The sequence below is a fragment of the Polaribacter staleyi genome (genome assembly GCF_038024045.1).
GTDB classification, from domain to species: domain Bacteria; phylum Bacteroidota; class Bacteroidia; order Flavobacteriales; family Flavobacteriaceae; genus Polaribacter; species Polaribacter butkevichii.
Genome location: NZ_CP150665.1, coordinates 2,078,464 through 2,098,930 on the forward strand (window position 1 = coordinate 2,078,464; position 20,467 = coordinate 2,098,930).

The window sequence follows — 20,467 nt, forward strand, 5'->3', positions numbered from 1 at the left end:
TTGAACCTAAAAACCACATATTACAAAACTCCAATAGGAACCGCAAAAATTGTGGGTGATGAAAACGGAATTCAATCTGTTTCTGTATTGGATGAAGACTTCTCGACTGCGCTCGAAGTGACAAATTCTGATATTCCTAAATGTTTGCAAGAATGTGTAACACAGTTAGACGCTTATTTTTCTGGTGATAGAAATAATTTCGACTTAAAATTAAATCCGCAAGGAACAGAATTTCAGAAAAAAGTATGGCAAGAATTATTGAATATTCCATTTAATAAAACAAGAACCTATTTAGAACAAAGCAAAGCATTAGGAGATGTAAAAGCCATAAGAGCAGTTGCCTCTGCAAATGGTAAAAACCCAATTTGGATTATTATTCCGTGCCATAGAGTTATTGGTTCTGATGGTTCTTTAACAGGTTATGCAGGCGGAATTTGGCGTAAAAAATGGTTATTGGCACACGAAAACCCAGTAAAACAACAATCGTTGTTTTAATTTTATTATTCAAACATTAAAAAACATATTTTTACGTTTAAATCGTATAGTTTTTTATGATTCAAAGAATTCTCTTTTTCTTATTGCTTTTTATTGGGTTTACAATCCAATCTCAAACGATATCTAAAGATTTTAGAGTTCAAAAATATTTAATTGAAAAGGATACCATTCAATTAGACTCTGTGGCTTTAAATCCGCAGAAATTTAAAGTCTTAAATACATTTTTAAAGGCAATCCCTTCATCAGAATATACGGTAGATTTTAGTAATGCCGTTTTAATCATCAACTCTAAAAAATATACAGAAATTACCGTCGAATATTTTCGTCTACCAGATTTTATCACAAAAATATATACACCGTTCGATGAAAAATTTATGGTTCCGAATGGTACAAATACGGGTAAATTATACAGTTTAACCACCAACAAAAAAGCATCAGAAATAAAATTGTTTGATGGTTTACAAACCAAAGGATATATTAGTAGAGGCATTACCACAGGTAACAATCAGAATGCGGTTACCAACTCTGCTTTAGATTTAGAAATATCGGGTAAACTCTCTAAAGACGTAACATTAAGAGCCAATATTTTTGACACCAATATTCCTATTCAAGAAAACGGATATTCGCAAAACATCACCGATTTCGATCGTATTTTTATTGAAATGTTTACCGATAATTGGCGTGTAAGAGCTGGTGATATTTCACTAGAAAATAAAAAAAGTTATTTTTTACCATTAACCAAACAAGTTTCTGGCTTATTGGTACAAGCCCAAATTAACGACAACTTAAAAGTAGCCGCTTCTGGAGCAGTAGTTAGAGGACGATTTAGTACCTACAAAATTACTGGAGTAGAAGGAAATCAAGGTCCGTATAAAATATTAGGTGCTAATAATGAAAGTGCTATTTTAATTATTGAAGGTAGCGAGAAAGTGTACATTAATGGAGTTTTAATTAAACGTGGAGAAGAGAATGATTATACAATAGATTACAACCTTGGTGAAATAGAATTTAACACTACTTACCCGATAACCAATGATATGAGAATATCTATTGATTTTCAATATTCCGAAAAAAACTACACCCGATTTGTAACCTATAATGAAGCTTCTTACGAAAGTGAAAAGTTTAGTATTGCTGGTTATTTTTATTCGGAAAATGATGCAAAAAACCAACCAGTACAACAGAGTTTAACTACAGAACAAAAAAGAATCTTAGAAAACGCAGGTAATAATACCGATTTAATGGTGGCAGAAAGTGCCTATGCAGACACTTTTAATGAGAATAAAATTCTTTACAAAAAAGTTTTAAATGGTACCGAAGAAGTTTTTGAGTATTCTACTAATACATCAGACGATTTATACACCGTAACTTTTTCTAACGTTGGCAACAATTTAGGAGACTATATTTTAGATAAAACCACTGCCATCGGAAACATTTTTTTGTTTGTAGGTAAAAACCTAGGAAACTACAAGCCCATAATTCGTTTAATTCCGCCCACAAAATCGCAGTTATTTATAGTGCAATCATCCTATAATCCTTCTAATAAAACAACAATTAATACAGAAGTAGCTTTAAGTAATAATGATGCAAATCTGTTTTCTACATTAGATGATGCCAAAAATAAAGCATTGGCAACAAAGGTGGATTGGCAACAAACCTTAATTGATAAAAAATGGCAATTACAGAGTAATATTAGTCATGAGTTTGTACAGAATAATTTTAAAACAGCACAACGTTGGGAGTCTGTAGAATTTAATAGAGATTGGAATTTATTAACCAATAATGCTACCAAAAGTTTCTTTCAATCTGAGCTTTCTTTGCAAAACAAAAAAACAGACTTTCTTTTATATCGATACAACAACTTAACCTACAAGGATGTTTTTTCTGGAAACAAACATGAGTTACAATCTAAAATGAAGTTGAAAAACACGTCTTTTTATATAAACGGAAGTTTTTTAAAAAACACCTCAACTACAGAAGACGATGCCTTTTTTACTGCAAAAGCAAAAATAGAACACGATTTCAATAAAAAATGGTTGGGTGCGTTTATCAATTTTGAAACCAACAGCAGAAAAGATATTACAACGCAAGAATTTATCAATACAAGTCATAAATTTAAAGAATACGAAACCTATTTTGGTATTGGAGATACTACAAGTGTCTTTGCCAAAGTTGGTTTTAATTACCGAAATAATGATAGTATAAAATCTAATTCTTTTACCGAAGTTAACAATAGAAAAACGTTTTACATCAACAGTAAAATAATACAAAACAGACAAACTAATTTAAGTGTTTTTGCCAATTATAGGCTTACAGAAAACAAGTTTACTGAGAACGAAAAATCGTTGAATTCTAAAGTTGTTTTTAATCAAGAATTATTTAAAAATTTTATCAACTTAGGTACTGTTTATGAAACCTCATCGGGTAATATTGCCAGACAAGAATATATTTATATACAAACAGAACCTGGTTTGGGCTATTATACTTGGATTGATTATAATAACGATGGCGTTAAGGATTTTGATGAGTTTGAAATTGCAGAATTTCAAGATCAAGCATCTTATTTACGTTTACCAAAACCTAATTTGCAATTTATTGCTACCCAAAGAGCCAAATTTTCTCAATCTATAACGTTAAACCCAAGAGTTTGGGTCTCTAAAAACGGTATTAAAAAAGTACTTTCTAAATTTTACAATCAGAGTTTTTTAAGTGTAGAAAATGAACAACAAAGAATTGGAAATTCCTTTAATTTTAATCCTTTCGATTTTAATGAAAGTAAACTTATAGGTCTTAATTTTAACATTAGAAACAGCCTTTATTTTAACAAAAACCTACAGAAATATAGCACTACTTATACCTTTGGCAAAAACAGAAGTAAACAACAGTACTTTATTGGAAATCAAGAAAACAACATTAAACTACACCAAGTAGATTTTGCACATAAGTTTGCTTCTTTTTGGCTGTTTGAGTTGATGGGAAAAACATCTAAAAACGATTTAGAAACTCAGAATTTTAATAACAGAAATTATACCATTAACGCCAACGAAATTCAGCCTAAAATTAGTTTCTTGTATAATGACAACAATCGTCTTACCGCTTTTTATCACTTTAAAAACAAAGAAAATAAGTTGCAAGATTTTGAGCTATTAAAACAACAGAAATTCGGAATTGAATATTTTTACATCAACAGTAAAAAGAATCAAATTTCTGCCAATGTAAATGTATTTTTAAATGATTTTACAGGAGATACCAATACACCTGTTGCCTACCAAATGTTAGAGGGTTTACAAGCAGGAAAAAATTATACTTGGAATCTTTTATTCAATAAAAAACTAAATTCTTTTTTAAATCTAAACTTAAATTACCTAGGTAGAAAGAGTGAAAATACCAAAACCATACATACCGGAAACGTACAATTGAGAGCTATTTTTTAGAAACTTCTTAATTCCTCGAAACGACACGATTGTGCCGTTTTTCGCCCAGTTTTGTCATTTCGAGCTTTTGAGAGAAATCTCATAAAGTTTGGTCAGTATAGTGGTATCACTGTTATGAGATTTCTCAATACTTCGAAATGACAATTTTAGAGGTTCCTTTTGCCACTATCAACTAAATTATTAAAATGTTAATTTTTTTCTTATGTAACAATTATTTCATAAATAATTAAAAAAAAGGCTTTAATTTGCACTATAATGATGAAACTTATAGCAATATTGTTATCAAATTTAATTCTCTTACAGAGTTTAAATATTGGTTTAGAAACTTTTTCTAAAATCAATGTATTGATAGAACACGCTCAATTTCATCAAAAAACATACGGAGATTCTTTTATTGATTTTTTAACGGAGCATTACGGATTTGATGATGGTACTATAGAAAAACATAAAGAGCATGGCAATTTACCTTTTAAAAAAGATTGCGCAAACCACAACCACTTACCTACTGTTTTTACCTTAAACACGCAAGTTTTTGAATTGAAAGAAACCCTCCCAATTCAAGTTCAACAAAAATATTATTACAAAGAATCTTACTCTTTTATTGAAAAACCTTCTGTTTTTCAACCACCCAAACACGCATAATTCAATTTTAGATTTTTAATCCTGTTTATAACAAACAGGCATTTATTATTTCTTAATTTTTATGAATTATGTTAGAATACATTATAAAGTTCAGCTTAAAAAATAAGCTGATTATTTTCATTTTCACTATTTTTATTATCGGTTTTGGAATTTTCTCATTAACCAAAATCCCTATTGGAGCTGTTCCAGATATTACCAATAACCAAGTACAAGTAATTACTACTTCACGTAATTTATCTACACAAGACGTAGAACAATTTATTACCTATCCGGTAGAATTAGAAATGGCCAATTTACCAGGTGTAGAAGAAATTAGATCTGTTTCTAAATTTGGATTGTCTGTTGTAACCATTGTTTTTAAAGACAATATGGGTACTTATTTACCCAGACAACTTATTGCAGAAAAAATAAAATCTGCTTCAGAAAAAATTCCTCAAGGTTTCGGAACACCAGAAATGGGGCCAATTACAACAGGTTTGGGTGAAATTTATCAATATATTTTAGACGTAAAACCGGGTTATGAAAACCGATATTCTGCAACAGAGCTAAGAACTATTCAAGATTGGATTGTGAAGCGTCAATTATCCGGAATTCCTGGTGTGGTTGAAGTGAACACGTGGGGAGGTTTTTTAAAACAATACGAAGTTGCCATCAATCCAAATAAATTAAATGCGATGCATATTTCTGTTGCTGAAATTTACAACGCACTAGAAAAAAACAACAGTGTTGCCGGAGGTGGTTATATTGAAAAAACAAATCAAGCTTTTTTTATTCGTGGAGAAGGTTTGATAAAATCTTTGGAAGATGTTGGTCATATTGTGGTAAAAAATGAAGGGATTCCAATTTACATAAAAGACATTGCCAAAGTTGGTTTTGGAAGCGCAACACGTTTTGGAGCCATTACAGGAAATGGTCAAGGAGAAAAAGTTCTTGGTCAAATTATGATGCTCAAAAACGGTAACTCTAAAGCAATTATTGATGCCGTAAAAGAACGCGTTAAAGCAATACAAAATAATTTACCAGAAGGTGTTTATATTAACGGATTTTTAGAACGTAGTGAGTTAATTGATAAAACCACATTTACGGTTTCAGAAAACTTAATTTTAGGATCGTTAATTGTCATCTTTGTAGTGGTTTTATTATTAGGAAACCTCCGCTCTGGTATAGTGGTTGCCTCTGTTATTCCATTAAGCTTACTGTTTACTATTTCATTGATGAATACTTTTGGAATAGATGCAAATTTAATGAGCCTTGGCGCTATCGATTTTGGAATTATTATTGATGGTGCGGTTATTATTGTAGAATTTATAGCTTTTAGAATTATAAGTGAGAGCGACAAACTAAAATTACTTAAAAAAGAAGAAAAACAAGAAGAAATTGATGCAATTACATTAAAAAGTGCTTCAAAAATGATGAATTCTGCCATTTTTGGTCAATTAATTATTCTAATTGTTTTCATTCCTATTTTATCTTTAAGTGGTGTAGAAGGCAAAATGTTTAAACCCATGGCATTAACATTTAGCTTTGCATTAGTTGGCGCAATGCTACTTTGTTTAACCTATGTACCGGTGGTTTCTTCACTATTTTTAAAACCGAGTAAACCAAGTGACAAGAATATTTCTGTACGTTTAATGAAGATTTTAAATTTATGGTACAAGCCTTCTATACACTGGGCTTTACAACATAAAAAAATTGTTATTGGTTTAGCAGGATTCCTATTAATATCAAGTATTATTTTGTTTACTAGAATGGGTGGAGAATTTGTGCCCACTTTAGATGAAGGAGATTTTGTAATTCAACCTGTATTAAAAACAGGAACTTCACTCGGAAAAACCATTGAAATCACTACCAAAATAGAACAAATTCTTTTAGATAATTTTCCTGAAGTAGACCAAGTAGTTAGTAGAATTGGTGCCGCAGAAGTACCAACAGACCCAATGTCTATGGAAGAAAGTGATGTAATTATTAAATTAAAACCAAAAAGCGAATGGGTTTCTGCAAAAAGTAAAGATCAATTAGCAGATAAATTTAAAGAAGCTTTAGCCATAATTCCGGATATGGAAGTAGAATTTACCCAACCCATAGAAATGCGTTTTAATGAATTAATTACAGGTGTTAGAGCCGATGTTGCTATCAAAATATTTGGCGAAAACTTATCTGTTTTGGCTACAAAAGCAGATGAAATAAGAACGCTTATTAAAGATGTACAAGGAGCATCTGACATCATTATAGAAAAAGTAGAAGGACTCCCTCAAATGAGTGTTACTTTTAATAGAAGTAAAATTGCTCGTTATGGTTTAAATATTTCTGATGTAAATCAATTAATAACTATGGGTTTTGCAGGCGGTACAGTTGGTAATGTTTTTGAAGGTGAAAAACGTTTTGACTTAGTAATTCGATTAGATAAAAATAACAGAAAAAACTTATCTAGTCTTCAGCATTTATATGTAGATACTCCTGGTGGAAATAAAATTCCTTTAAGCGAATTAGCTGATATTAAATACACAACAGGACCCGCAAAAATATCTAGAGACGACACCAAACGTAGAATTGTGGTTGGTGTTAACGTAAGAAATAGGGATTTACAATCTGTGGTAGATGATGTTAAAACTATTATTGATAGTAAACTTAAATTACCTGTTGGTTACACAATTACTTATGGCGGACAATTTGAAAATTTACAAAGTGCCAAGGCTCGTTTAAAAATTGCGGTACCAATTGCATTGGTCTTAATATTTCTATTACTCTATTTTGCATTTGGCTCTATAAAAGAAGCGTTGTTAATCTATTCTGCTATTCCGCTTTCTGCTGTAGGTGGCGTTGTATTGTTATGGTTACGCGGGTTACCTTTTAGTATATCTGCAGGTGTTGGTTTTATTGCATTATTTGGAATTGCCGTATTAAATGGAATTGTGTTAATAGAACATTTTAAAGAACTTAAAAAAGAAGGAATGGATAATATTGAAGAACGCATAAAACGAGGAACAGCAGAACGATTAAGACCTGTTTTATTAACCGCAGCGGCAGCAGCTTTAGGTTTTTTACCAATGGCCATTTCTACAAATGCTGGCGCAGAAGTTCAACGTCCTTTAGCAACGGTAGTTATTGGTGGTTTAATTACAGCAACTATTTTAACGCTTATTGTTTTACCTGTATTATATGCTTGGTTTGAAGAAAAAAAATCACGCAAAATAAATAAAACAGTAATCATTACTATTATTGGTTTTTTATCTGTAGCTAATACAAATGCACAATCTCAACTAACAGTTAAAGAAACCTTGGCTTTGGCTATTAAAAATAATGCAAGTTTAAAGGCTTCTAATTTAAAAATTGATGAAAGCAAAGCTTTGATAGGAAATGCTTTTAGTTTTGATAAAACTTCTATTTACTATAATTATGACGAAAACAATTTAGCAACAAACAATCTGCCTTTAAAAATATTTGGTATTGCCCAAGATTTTAAATTCCCAACAGTTTATTTTGCTGACAAAAAAGTAAACAAAATAAAAGTTAGTATCCAAGAAACTAATTATAACATTCAAGTTTTACAAATTAAAAAAGCAGTTTATGCTCATTATTATCAACTAAGCTATGCTAAGAATAAAGCTGAAACGTATCGATTTTTAGATAGTTTGTATCAAGATTTTGCAAAAAAATCGGCACGTAAATTTAATTTAGGTGAAACCAATTATTTAGAAATGATTACTGCAAAATCTAAACAAAAACAGTTAGAAACAAGCTATAAACAAGCGGTGCAAGAAGTTGTGTTTTCTGCCGAACAATTAAAAAGCATTGTACAAACAGATACATTACATATTTTAGATGAACCGCTTAAAAAACTAAATGTACAAAGTATAGCTACCAAAGATAATCTAGGAGTTCAATATTTTGAAGAGGCTAAAAACTATCAAAATGCTTTGTATCAAAAAGAAAAGCAAAGTTTATTGCCAGATATAAGTTTAGAATATTTTCAAGGTACAAATAACCTCTTAAAAAATACGGTTAGCGGATATCAAATAGGATTAAAAATACCATTATTTTTTACGGGAAATACTTCAAAAATAAAAGCTTCTAAAATTTCTAAGGACATTATTTTAGAACAACAGCAAGATTATAAAATAAAGTTAGAAGCCGAGTACAAAGCTCTTTTAGCAACATTACATCAATATAACGAAGCTGTAAATTACTACGAGAACCAAGGAAAGAACCTAAAAAACGAAATTATAAAAACAGCCAATCGTACCTTTAAAGAAGGTGAAATTGATTTTTTTCAATACATCCAAAGCATAGAAACCGCTAAAGATATTGAACTATCATACCTAAACAATTTAAACGCATACAATCAAACGGCTATCAACATTAACTATCTTATTTTAAATACATTTTAAAAATGAAAAACATATATATACTCTTATTTTCATTACTTTTTTTTACTTGTGGAAATACCGAACAAAAGACAGAAACAGTTAAAGAAACTACAATAACTAGCAATCAAATTAAAATTAGTACACAACAATTTAAAAGTGAAGCCATGCAATTAGGTGAGCTTTCAGAACAAACTTTTAATACCGTTATAAATGTTAATGGTATGATTGATGTTCCGCCAGAAAACAAATCTAGCGTAAGTACATTTGTTGGTGGTTACGTAACTAAAATTCCGCTTTTAATTGGTGATAAAGTTAAAAAAGGTCAATTAGTGGCCATTTTAAAAAACACAGAATTTATTGAAATTCAACAAGAATATTTAGAAATTTCTGCACAACTCAATTTTCTAAAAAACGAGTATCAAAGACAAAAAACCTTGTTTGATGAAAAAATAACATCGCAAAAAAACTACTTAAAAGCAGAAAGTAATTATAAAGTTAGTTTGGCTAGTTATAACGGATTAGGTAAAAAGTTACAAATGATGAATATCAACCCAAACTCTGTTAAACAAGGCAACATAACCTCTACCATAAATTTGTACGCACCAATTAGTGGCTATGTTACAAAAGTAAATGTAAGTAATGGCTCTTTTGTGTCTTCGTCTAGCGAACTATTAGAAATTATAAATACAGATCATATTCATTTAGAATTATCTGTTTTTGAGAAAGATATTTTAAAAATTAAAAAAAATCAAAAAATAGAATTTAAAATTCCAGAAGCATCAGATAAAACTTATGAAGCAACAGTGCACTTAGTAGGTACTTCTATAAATGCAGATAGAACCATTAAAGTGCATGGACATATTAACGATGAAGAAAGTAATAATTTTATTTCGGGAATGTATATTGAAGCCGCTATTATTTGTGATGTAAAAAAAGAAATAGCGTTACCAAAAAGTGCTATTAAAAAAAGTGAAGATGTTTATTTTGCGTTGGTTTTAAAAGAACAAAAAGATGATTATTATGTATTTGAAAAAACAAAATTAAACATTGGGTTGCAAAATGAAAACTACGCACAAATAGTAGATGATACTTTATTGCAAAATAAAAAAATACTCACCAATGGAAATTTTATGCTATCCGATGATTTTAATGGTGAATAAATTGTACTTTTTTTTTATCATTTAAATAAAAATAAAATACTTTATAAAGCCTAATGTTAAATTATTTTGATGAAAATTAAAAAAGCGACATCCAACACACATATAATTTAAAAGTTATTTTTTAGATTCTAGACTTTTTTTAAGATATGTTTGCAACATAACTTTAAAAAAAGATGAAAATGAAAAGAATTACCCTAATTGTGCTATTATTTAGCAATTTAATTATTTTTTCTCAAGAGAAAGAAGAAAAATTTCCGCAAGACATTAACAAAAAACATGAGGTAAAACTAAATGTTTTTGGTGTTCTAGTATTTGAATGGATAGATGTTTCTTATGAGTATTTAATTAATGAAGAATCATCTTTTGGAGTTGGTGTTCTTGTAGGTTTTGACAATAATGAAGATATAGATGAATATAGAAAATTTTCTTTAACGCCTTATTATAGAAGATACTTTTCTAGCAAGTTTGCAAGAGGTTTTTTTGTGGAAGGTTTTGGGATGTTACATTCTTATGAAAACAATAATTACGACTATTATATTAATGGTAATTATCAGCACAATGATAAAACAAATACAGAATTTGCTGTTGGTATTTCTGTTGGTGGAAAATTTATTTCTAAAAAAGGCTTTACTACAGAAATTTATTTAGGCATAGGCCGTAATTTAGGTAGAGATAATGGCTCTTTAGAAGTTGTTGGCAGAGGTGGGGTATCTTTAGGCTACAGGTTCTAAGAAATCAATCTTATTCACTAAATTTGTCTTTCTATAAAAGGATATAAAAAATAAAAACATGAAAAAAATACTTTTAGCTTTCGGACTTTTAGTTAGCTCTTTAAGTTATGCTCAACAAGAAATTAAATTAGATATTGGAGATGCTTTGGTTATAAAAAACTTAGAGTTTTCTTATGAAAGCTACATCACAGAAAATTCTTCTTTTGGTGTTTCTACTGCTTTTAACTTAGCAAAACAAGAAGCTAAATTTAGATACAATGAAAATACCATAATTACTCCTTATTACCGTAATTATTTTTCTGCAAACCAACAATGGAACTTTTTTGGTGAAGCTTTTTTTGGAATCAATTGGGGAAAAGAAAAACTACCTAATAATGGAGGTAGCGACTTTACTTATGAAAAATATACAGATGGTGCATTAGGTGTTGCTGTTGGTACAAAATATATTGCTGAAAGTGGTTTAACTATTGATGTACATGCTGGTATTGGTAGAAACTTATTTAGTACCGCCGCTCCTACTTTAGTGCCTAGAATTGGTGTAAATGTTGGTTGGAGATTCTAATTATTACTTACCTTATAATTTATAAAACGCACTCTAGAGTGCGTTTTTTTTTGTGACTCACATAATGTTTCACTCTAAATTAACCTACCAATATACTTCTAATTTTAACCACTCTAAAGCATCTTTTTCAGCATACTCAAGTAATACCTCTTACATTAAAACATCTTTATTTAGATGTAAAATTAGCGCATAAAAAAATCTCTTGAAGTTTACTTCAAGAGATTTTAAAACATTTATAGTTTAGTAATTCTAAAATTACTAGCTTTTATTATAAACCTGCACTTTTCCAAGTCCAAGCAGAAGCATCTACTTTGGTTCCTGTTTTATAATCTGCTGTAGTTGTTGCTGCAGAACCATCTATAATTACATTTGCTAAAGGACCATCATCTTTCATGTCGATGTTTTTATCATACCCTTCTAACCAAATATTAGTAATTGTTGCTCCAGAAGTCTTTTTAAATTGTAAAGCAGTACCATCTACAGTAGAAATTGCTGTTAAGTTTACAAACTTAGGATTCTTATTATCTTTATCTCCTTCAAAAGCTGTAGAAAAACCACTAACAGTATGAGAAATGTATGTATTAGTAATTGTTCCATTCCATCCTTCTGTCCAGTCTACAGAATCATCTTCATTATTTTCTAAGTATAAATTTTTAGCAGAAACTGTTCCTCCAAAAAACTCAACACCATCATCTGCTCCATCAATTACAGAAATGTTTTCAATTGTAGTTCCAGAACCAACCGCATAAAAAGAAACTCCGTTATACTGAGACTCAGAATTAATTTGAGCGCCTGTTCCTCTAATTACTAAATACTTTACAGACCCAGAGTTATCTGCATCATTTGTACCTCCATAAATAAAACCACCAACTTCTGCTTCTGCATTTACACCTGCAGTAGTTGTTGCATTACCACAAATAGTTAAACCTCCCCAGTCTCCAGGATTACCAGAAGCAGAAGACATTACTACTGGATTAGCAGCTGTACCTTGAATATCTATTTTACCTCCTTGTAAAACCGCAATGTAAACACCTGTACCTCCATTTCTAGCTGTAATTTTTGTTCCAGCAGGAATTGTTAATGTAGCACCTGATTGTACAATGTAAGAAGAATTTAAGTTATAACTAACAGAAGCATCTAAAGTAACATCTGTAGTTACTGCTCCTTGTAAAGAACTACTTTCGAACGATAATTCTGTAGGAACCCAATCAAAATCTGAAATAGTAACAGTTGGTACAACAGAAGTATTTAATGTGTAAAAATAATCTCCTGAAGCAGTCATTTGATCTTCTGAAGCTAATGCTACTGGAGTGTAACCATCAGACAATACAACGTTAGAAGTTGCACCACCATCCTTCATATCTAAATCTACATCGTAACCACTTAAAGACAAGCCAGTGATTGTACCCCCAGATTCTTTTTTAAATTGTAATGCTGTTCCTCCTACTGTAGAAATTGCAGTAATATTATTAAATTTAGGATTTCCATTATCTTTATCTCCCTCAAAAACTGTAGAAAAACCAGACTTTGTATGAGAAATGTAAGCCGTATTTACGGTTCCATTCCATCCTTCTGTCCAATCTATAGAATCATCTTCGTTATTTTCTAAATATAAGTTAGAAACAGAAACGGTACCTCCAAAAAATTCGACACCATCATCAGATCCATTAATTACAGCAACATTACTAATAGAAGTACCAGAACCAACTGCATAGAAAGAAACTCCATTATATTGAGATTCTAAACTAATTTGAGCACCAGTTCCTTTAATCACTAAATAATTGATAGAACCTGAATCATCAGCATCATCTGTACCTCCATAAATAAAACCTCCAACTTCTGCTTCTGCACCTACACCAGCGGTAGTAGTTGCATTACCACAAATTGTTAATCCTCCCCAATCTCCAGGGTTACCTGAAGCAGAAGCCATAATAACAGGAGAAGAAACAGTACCTTGAATATCTATTTTACCTCCTTGTAAAACTGCAATAAAAACTTCCGTTCCTCCATTTAAAGCTTGAATTTTTGTTCCTGCAGGTATTGTTAATTTTGCACCTGAATCTATAGTAAAAGATCCGTTTAAGCTATAGGCAGTTCCTGCATTTAATGTATAATCTTCATCAAGATTACCATTCATAATTCCAACACTTAAGTTTTCAATTACTTCAGATTCTCCACCAGGTATAATAATTTCTGGTTCCTTACTACCACAATTGGTTAAGGTTAATGTAACTAAAGAAAAAGCTACAATATTAAAAATTTTAAAAATTGATTTTTTCATTTTATTTTAATTGGTTATAATTTTATTTTTTACAAAGAAACTACCCATTCCTTTAGTTTTCTTTACCTAAATATTAATAGTGTGTTAGGGTTTATTTAGAAAATCTATGGTTTGTTAACCCTTAGTTAACTTACCTAAAAAGTATACTTTACACTTAGCGTTAATTGGCTTCCTTTTTTATAAGATAATACCGTTTCATTGGTTTCTACATCTGTAATTAAGCTTCTTACTTTTTGTGTTTGCTTTATTTCTGGGTTCAATAAATTTCTACCTACTAACTTTACCAATATATTATCACTTAATTTTTTACTGACTACTAAATCTAGCGATACAAATCCTTTTTCTATAATTTCATCATTATATAAAGAGGCACTATTTGCAAAATCTTCTGGAGAACCTAGAGCAAATATTTTATCAGAAGAATAATTACCTGTTAATGTTGCAATCAATTCATTTTCTTTTTTATCACTAAAACTTAAAGAACCATTTGCTATAAAATCAGAAGCCCCTTGTAAGCTAGACTCTGTAATATCTTTGTATTGAAAGTTTTCTAGTAAATCTTGCTTTAGCCACATTTTTGTAACATTTGCTGTTAAGTTTAAAATACCATCATCATCAGCATTTTTTAACAAATCTGTTTTTGCTTCTATTTCAAAACCATAAACAGTTGCCTCATCACCAGTGTTTGAATATTGAAAATTACCAGAAGAACCTCTAGCTTGTGCTAAGTTTATTGGGTTTTTAATTTGTTTATAAAATGCTGTTGCAGAAAAAAGCTGTCCTCTTTGTGGAAACATTTCATATTTTACATCAAAATTATAAATATCAGATTTTTCTAATGCCGGATTTCCTTTAACAACTCGACCAGTCGGTGAAACATACTCAAAAGGTGCTAACTCTTTAAACTCTGGTAATGTTTGCGTAATGCTAGATGCAAAACGTAAGTAGTTGTTTTCTGATAATTCGTATTTTAAGTTTACACTTGGATATAAACTTTCATAAACTCTATTTAAGGTTCCTATTCTACCAACATAATTGGTAATATCCCAAGTTACATCTAACTCATCTCTTTCGTAACGCAAACCTAAATTACCAGATAACTTGTTTCCTAAAGCAAAATCGAAGTTTACAAAACCAGACATAATATCTAAATCGGCATTATATCTATCTGTTTCTCCTACTCTTAGTTTTAAACCATTATTAAAACCACTTGATGTAATTACAGAAGAAATATCATCTACAGAAGGAGCTGTAAAATCTTTAGCTCTAACACCTACAAATAAAGATTTAAAGGTTCTTTCTTTATGTCTTATATTGATTCCATAATTTAAAGAATATGGCTTATTATCATCTTCATCTTTACTTCCTAATGCCCATTTATTTTCTATAAGCGCAGCATATTCTGTGTCTTGTATTTTTTGACTAGATTTTCTTTGTTGATAATCTCCAACATGAGAAAACTGAATTTCTGGTGAAGTGGTAACGTCTAAAATATTTACTTCATTTCTAATTCTGTTTGGCTCTTCTGCTAATACAAAATTATAACCACCTGCCCAGTTTAAGGTATTATTTTCATTCCATTTATGCTCACCTAAAAGTTGGTTTACAAACATAGTAGTTTGTTTAAAGTTTTGATCTCTTACAAAAGCGCCTTCTTCTTGTGGATCTTGATCAAAAACATAACCTAAACCATTTCTACCTTGCTCATACAATCTATCCTCACCTTTATTAACAAATAAGGTATTGTATTTAATTTTATTAGTATCGTTAAGTCTTAATTTTACATTTACATATCCTGTAGTATTAGAAGTAATATTGTATTGCTCTACATCCGTAAAACTATTGTTTAAAACATTAGATCTAAAACGTTTAAAAAGTCCTTCTTTATATTCAAAAGATTTAGAATGAGATCCTGTTAAAAAAACAGCAACTTCTTTACCTAATACAGAAAACTTTTTTGCTGCAGAAAAAGAACCACTAAAATTTATTGGAGTTGCAGTTGTTTCTGTATCCCAACCTTGCAACGTAATAGCATTTTGAAGTGCGTACGTTTTTTTATGAAACCCTAAAGTGACATCATTATTTATAATTGATGTTCTAAAATCATCGGACAAGTTTAATACATTTGTATTTGTACCACCAGAAACAGAAATAGAATATGCTTGTTTAGAGTACTCTTTAGTATTTACATCTACATTACCAGAACCTTGATCGGCATAACTACTAGTAGCATACGTTTTGCTAATACCTACATTTTTAATAATGTTTGTAGAAAACAAATCTAAATTTACATTTTTATTTTCTACATCATCCGAAGGAATAGGTAAACCATTCATGGTTGTAGATAAATATCGATCTCCCAAACCTCTAATATAAATGTTACCAGAACCTTCACTTTTAGTTACCCCAGAAATTTTAGTAGTGGCATTAGCTGCATTAGAAACTCCGGTTTTAGCTAAAGTTTGCGCACCAATACTTTCTTTTATTACCGTTGCTTTCTTTTGGTCTAATAGTAAAGCAGATACAGACTCTCTACTAGTAGAAGATTTTACAACAATCTCATCTAAAGAAACGCCTTCTTCTGCAGATAATACTTGGTTAACAGTTACAGTCTCTCCTGCAACAATTGTAATTGATTTCTCAATTGTTTTATATCCTAAGAAACTAAAAACTACAGTATGCTTTCCGGCTGGTACATTTAACATGTAATTTCCATCAAAATCTGTTGTTGCTCCTATAGTTGTTCCTTTAATAAGAACGTTTCCAAATGGCAACGGCTCATTATTTGCTTCCTTGTCCGTTAATAAACCTTTTAACGTTCCTTTGCTTTGTGCAACTATTAATTGACTGAAAGCCAAAAAAGTAATAAATAAAAATTTTTTCATTTTTTTTCGTATAATTTACTTCGGCAAAAGTCCACCGCATTTGTAAACTCTATGTTAGTTCAAAATTATGCTTGTATTACAGAAACATTAACTAAATGTTAATTAACAAAAATGAATTAACCTTTAGTTAATTTAAAAGAAACATTAGATTTAATTATTGATTGCACATTTGTAAAAATCTTTAAAGATAAATTGTCATCATAAATTAATTAGTTTTTGTCGACTATTTTATATGACCTACTGCCTTTGGCCAAGGCAGTTTTTTTTATTAATACTCTATTAACATTAATTTAACATAATTATCGGTTCTTTGCAGTGACAAAAACTAATAATTATGAGAATTTCAATACTGCGTATAGCAGTAATTGTAACCTGTTTGTGCACTTTCTTAACCACAAACGGACAAGAAACTAATACCCCAAAGTTTGGTAAAGGGCTATTTAACTTAGTTGGTAAGGATAGTACTTGGACTATGAAAGTAGGATTTCGATTCCAAACCTTAGCAACTTCTCAATGGGATGTAAATAATGGTCTTTCTAATCCAGAAACATCTATGTTAATTAGAAGGTCTCGTTTAAAGTTTAACGGTTTTGCTTATTCGCCTAAATTAGAATACAAAGTAGAATTAGGTTTATCTAATAGAGATCAATCTGGTGCATCTGAATACACACACAACTCACCTAGATACATAATGGATGCCGTTTTAAAATGGAATTTCTCAGGAAATTTTGTTTTATGGTTTGGACAAACAAAATTACCAGGCAATAGAGAACGTGTTATTTCTTCTGGTAATTTACAAATGGTAGATCGTTCTTTATTAAATAGTAGATTTAATATAGACAGAGACATGGGACTTCAACTAAAACATAAAACAAAACTATCTGAAACCTTTTTAATGAAAGAAACACTTTCTGTTTCTCAGGGTGAAGGAAGAAACGTAACTACAGGAAATGAAGGTGGTCATCAATACACCGCAAGAGTTGAGTTTTTCCCTTTTGGAGATTTCACAAGCAAAGGTGATTATAAAGGAAGTGATTTAAAATTTGAAGAGCATCAAAAACTATCTGTTGCCTTTGGATATAATATAAATAAAAATGCCGTTAGAAATAGAGGAAACCAAGGTAGCTATATGACCAATAATAGTGGTACATTGTATAGTACAGATATTTCTAATGTTTTTATTGATGCTATGTACAAACACAAAGGGTTTTCTTTAATGGCAGAATACGCAAATAGAAAAGCAGATGATCCATTCGCAAAAAATACTGATGGAACTCTAACTGGAGATATTGTACAGGTTGGTAACGGATTAAATGTACAATCTGGTTACTTAATTTCTAAAACAGTAGAAATATCTACACGTTACACAAATGTTACTTTAGATAGAAATATTACAGGTAAAGGGGCAGAAAATCAATACACTTTAGGTGTTTCTAAATATATTGCAGGTCATAAATTAAAAGTACAAACAGACCTAAGCTATACAGATATTGGTTTTACATCAGATCAACTACTGTTTAGATTACAAGTTGATATTCATTTTTAATAATAATTAAGATAACATAAACATAACATTCACAATTTTTTGTGTTTGTAAATTTGCAGAACAAAAAAAATTAAATAAACAACATGGGAGATCCATATATTTTAATGTTAGTAGCTTTAGCTATTTTAGCTATTGTAGATTTAGTTATAGGAGTAAGTAACGATGCTGTTAACTTCTTAAATTCGGCCATTGGTTCTAAAGCATTATCTGTTAGAAATATAATGATAATTGCTAGTTTAGGTGTGTTTTTTGGTGCCGTTACCTCTAGTGGAATGATGGAAGTTGCTAGAAAGGGAATTTTTAACCCAAATATGTTTATGTTTCAAGACATTATGTTCATTTTTATGGCCGTAATGATTACAGATATTTTATTACTAGATATCTTTAATACTATTGGAATGCCTACCTCAACTACCGTTTCTATTGTTTTTGAATTGTTAGGTGCTGCAGTTTGTATTTCTTTGATAAAAATATCTGCAAATGAGGCACAATCATTCTCTGACCTTTGGAGCTATATCAATCATGAAACAGCTACTAAAATTATTTTCGGAATTCTACTCTCCGTTGTAATTGCCTTTTCTGTAGGTGCAATTGTACAATTTACCTCTAGATTAATTTATTCTTTTAATTTTGATAAAAGAGCTACTTATATTAGTGCTTTATTTGGTGGTTTTGCAATTACAGCAATTACTTATTTCATCATTATTAAAGGATTAAAAGGAACTCCTTTTTACAAAGATATAGAGCACTTAATTGAAGGAAACACCTTATTAATTATAGCAGGTAGTTTTGTAACTTGGGCAATTATTTCTCAAATTTTAATACAATTTTTTAAAGTTAATATCTTAAAATTAATTATTGGTATTGGTACTTTTTCTTTAGCAATGGCATTCTCTGGAAACGATTTGGTAAACTTTGTAGGTGTACCTATTGCCGCTTGGAACTCTTACCAAACTTGGGAAGTTTCTGGCGTTGCTGCAGATGCTTTTTCTATGGGAATTTTAGCAAAGAAAGTACCTTCTAATGTTTGGCTACTTTTAGTGGCTGGTTTAATTATGGTAGTAACCTTATGGACTTCTAGTAAAGCACAAAACGTAATAAAAACTGGAATCGATTTATCTCGTCAAGGAGAAGGACATGAAAAATTTCAACCAAACACTTTGTCTAGAGTATTTGTAAGAATTGCCATGGGACTTAATGTAGGTATTACTTATATCGTTCCTAAATCTACTTTAGCATATATAGATTCTAAATTTCAGAAACCTGTTATAGAATTACCAAAAGACAAAACATATGAATTACCGGCTTTCGATTTAGTAAGAGCTTCTGTAAATTTAATTGTTGCTGGTATTTTAATTTCTATTGCAACTTCTATGAAACTACCTTTATCTACTACTTATGTAACTTTTATGGTTGCCATGGGTACTTCTTTAGCAGATAGAGCTTGGGGACGTGAAAGTGCTGTATATAGAGTTGCAGGTGTAATAAATGTTGTTGGTGGATGGTTTTTAACTGCAATTATAGCCTTTTTAGCTGCAGCCTTAGTAGCGTATTTAATAAGTTGGGACATGATTATGATACCTATCTTATTAGCTGTGGTTGCGTTTTTAATTACTAGAAACACTTTAAATCATAGAAAAAAATCTAAAGAAGTTAAAAAACAAGAATTTATAGAAAGAGCCGAATTAATTACAATTAACGGAGTTATTGAAGAAAGTGCAGATCATATCTCTGAAGTTGTAAACCGTGTAAACAAATTATATACAAATGTTGTTAATGATTTATCTAACCACGATTTAAATAAATTACGTAAAACAGATAAACACGTTGCTAAACTTAATGATGAAATTGATGGTTTAAAAGATGGTGTTTTCTATTTTATTAAATCTTTAGATGAAACTTCTGTACAAGCTAGTAGATTTTACATTATGGTTTTAGGTTATTTACAAGACGTAGCACAATCTATTAGTTATATTTCTAGAGCAAGCTACAAGCACGTAAACAACAATCATAAAAACTTAAAGAAAGCACAAATAAATGATTTAAAAGAAATCAGTGCTCAATTATCTACTTTATTAACTAAAGAAGCTACTGTTTTTGAAAAAAGAGACTTAGATAACCTTAATGATCTTTTAATAGAAAAAACAGAGTTGTTAAAAAATGTATCATCATCTATAGAAAAGCAAGTAGCAAGAATTAGAACAGATGAAACGAGTCCAAAAAACACAACCTTATATTTTAGTATTCTTTTAGAAACAAAAGATTTAATTAAAGCTTTAATGAACTTATTAGAAACTTATGAAGAGTTTCATTTAAGTACAAAACAAGCTGTAAAATAAGTACAAGTTTATCATAAAAAAAAGC

11 protein-coding genes are annotated in these 20,467 nt (G+C 30.2%); 9 read left to right on the top strand and 2 right to left on the bottom strand.

The window, feature by feature from the left end; genetic code table 11:
• The 7 genes from WHD07_RS08840 to WHD07_RS08870 all read left to right on the top strand — a co-directional run bounded on the left by WHD07_RS08840 (position 1) and on the right by WHD07_RS08870 (position 11,391).
• Positions 1-495, top strand: coding sequence for a methylated-DNA--[protein]-cysteine S-methyltransferase (locus WHD07_RS08840; RefSeq protein ID WP_343330897.1), 495 nt, complete (start codon positions 1-3; stop codon positions 493-495).
• 56 nt (positions 496-551) lie between these two features.
• On the top strand, positions 552-3,929 hold the full coding sequence (locus tag WHD07_RS08845; RefSeq protein ID WP_343330898.1) for a hypothetical protein: 3,378 nt from the start codon (positions 552-554) through the stop codon (positions 3,927-3,929).
• Between the two features lie 255 nt (positions 3,930-4,184).
• On the top strand, positions 4,185-4,571 hold the full coding sequence (locus WHD07_RS08850; protein WP_105050116.1) for a hypothetical protein: 387 nt from the start codon (positions 4,185-4,187) through the stop codon (positions 4,569-4,571).
• Between the two features lie 68 nt (positions 4,572-4,639).
• Complete coding sequence (locus WHD07_RS08855; RefSeq protein ID WP_343330899.1) at positions 4,640-8,959, top strand: CusA/CzcA family heavy metal efflux RND transporter; 4,320 nt, start codon at positions 4,640-4,642, stop codon at positions 8,957-8,959.
• Positions 8,960-8,961: 2 nt separating this feature from the next.
• On the top strand, positions 8,962-10,098 hold the full coding sequence (locus tag WHD07_RS08860; RefSeq protein WP_343330900.1) for an efflux RND transporter periplasmic adaptor subunit: 1,137 nt from the start codon (positions 8,962-8,964) through the stop codon (positions 10,096-10,098).
• A gap of 179 nt (positions 10,099-10,277) precedes the next feature.
• Positions 10,278-10,829, top strand: coding sequence for a DUF3575 domain-containing protein (locus tag WHD07_RS08865; RefSeq protein WP_343330901.1), 552 nt, complete (start codon positions 10,278-10,280; stop codon positions 10,827-10,829).
• Between the two features lie 58 nt (positions 10,830-10,887).
• Positions 10,888-11,391: a DUF3575 domain-containing protein gene (locus tag WHD07_RS08870; protein ID WP_343330902.1), complete on the top strand. Its 504-nt coding sequence runs from the start codon at positions 10,888-10,890 to the stop codon at positions 11,389-11,391.
• Between the two features lie 268 nt (positions 11,392-11,659).
• On the opposite strand, the gene WHD07_RS08875 is transcribed toward WHD07_RS08870, so the two are convergent.
• Positions 11,660-13,672, bottom strand: a complete 2,013-nt coding sequence (locus tag WHD07_RS08875) for a hypothetical protein (RefSeq protein WP_343330903.1) — start codon at positions 13,670-13,672, stop codon at positions 11,660-11,662.
• 134 nt (positions 13,673-13,806) lie between these two features.
• The gene (locus WHD07_RS08880) at positions 13,807-16,557 is read right to left on the bottom strand and encodes a TonB-dependent receptor (protein ID WP_343330904.1); all 2,751 of its coding nucleotides are present in this window, start codon (positions 16,555-16,557) and stop codon (positions 13,807-13,809) included.
• Positions 16,558-16,891: 334 nt separating this feature from the next.
• On the opposite strand from WHD07_RS08880, the gene WHD07_RS08885 reads away from it, so the two are divergent.
• Both WHD07_RS08885 and WHD07_RS08890 read left to right on the top strand, forming a co-directional pair.
• Entirely contained in the window at positions 16,892-18,103 is a 1,212-nt protein-coding gene (locus tag WHD07_RS08885; RefSeq protein ID WP_343330905.1) for a porin, read from the top strand.
• A gap of 83 nt (positions 18,104-18,186) precedes the next feature.
• Complete coding sequence (locus tag WHD07_RS08890; protein WP_343330906.1) at positions 18,187-20,442, top strand: inorganic phosphate transporter; 2,256 nt, start codon at positions 18,187-18,189, stop codon at positions 20,440-20,442.
• The last annotated feature ends 25 nt before the right edge of the window (positions 20,443-20,467 follow it).

Coding starts and splice junctions, on each gene's coding strand:
- WHD07_RS08845 (WP_343330898.1), top strand. CDS start 552: ATGATTCAAAGAATTCTCTTTTTCTTATTGCTTTTTATTGGGTTTACA.
- WHD07_RS08850 (WP_105050116.1), top strand. CDS start 4,185: ATGATGAAACTTATAGCAATATTGTTATCAAATTTAATTCTCTTACAG.
- WHD07_RS08855 (WP_343330899.1), top strand. CDS start 4,640: ATGTTAGAATACATTATAAAGTTCAGCTTAAAAAATAAGCTGATTATT.
- WHD07_RS08860 (WP_343330900.1), top strand. CDS start 8,962: ATGAAAAACATATATATACTCTTATTTTCATTACTTTTTTTTACTTGT.
- WHD07_RS08865 (WP_343330901.1), top strand. CDS start 10,278: ATGAAAAGAATTACCCTAATTGTGCTATTATTTAGCAATTTAATTATT.
- WHD07_RS08870 (WP_343330902.1), top strand. CDS start 10,888: ATGAAAAAAATACTTTTAGCTTTCGGACTTTTAGTTAGCTCTTTAAGT.
- WHD07_RS08875 (WP_343330903.1), bottom strand. CDS start 13,672: ATGAAAAAATCAATTTTTAAAATTTTTAATATTGTAGCTTTTTCTTTA.
- WHD07_RS08880 (WP_343330904.1), bottom strand. CDS start 16,557: ATGAAAAAATTTTTATTTATTACTTTTTTGGCTTTCAGTCAATTAATA.
- WHD07_RS08885 (WP_343330905.1), top strand. CDS start 16,892: ATGAGAATTTCAATACTGCGTATAGCAGTAATTGTAACCTGTTTGTGC.
- WHD07_RS08890 (WP_343330906.1), top strand. CDS start 18,187: ATGGGAGATCCATATATTTTAATGTTAGTAGCTTTAGCTATTTTAGCT.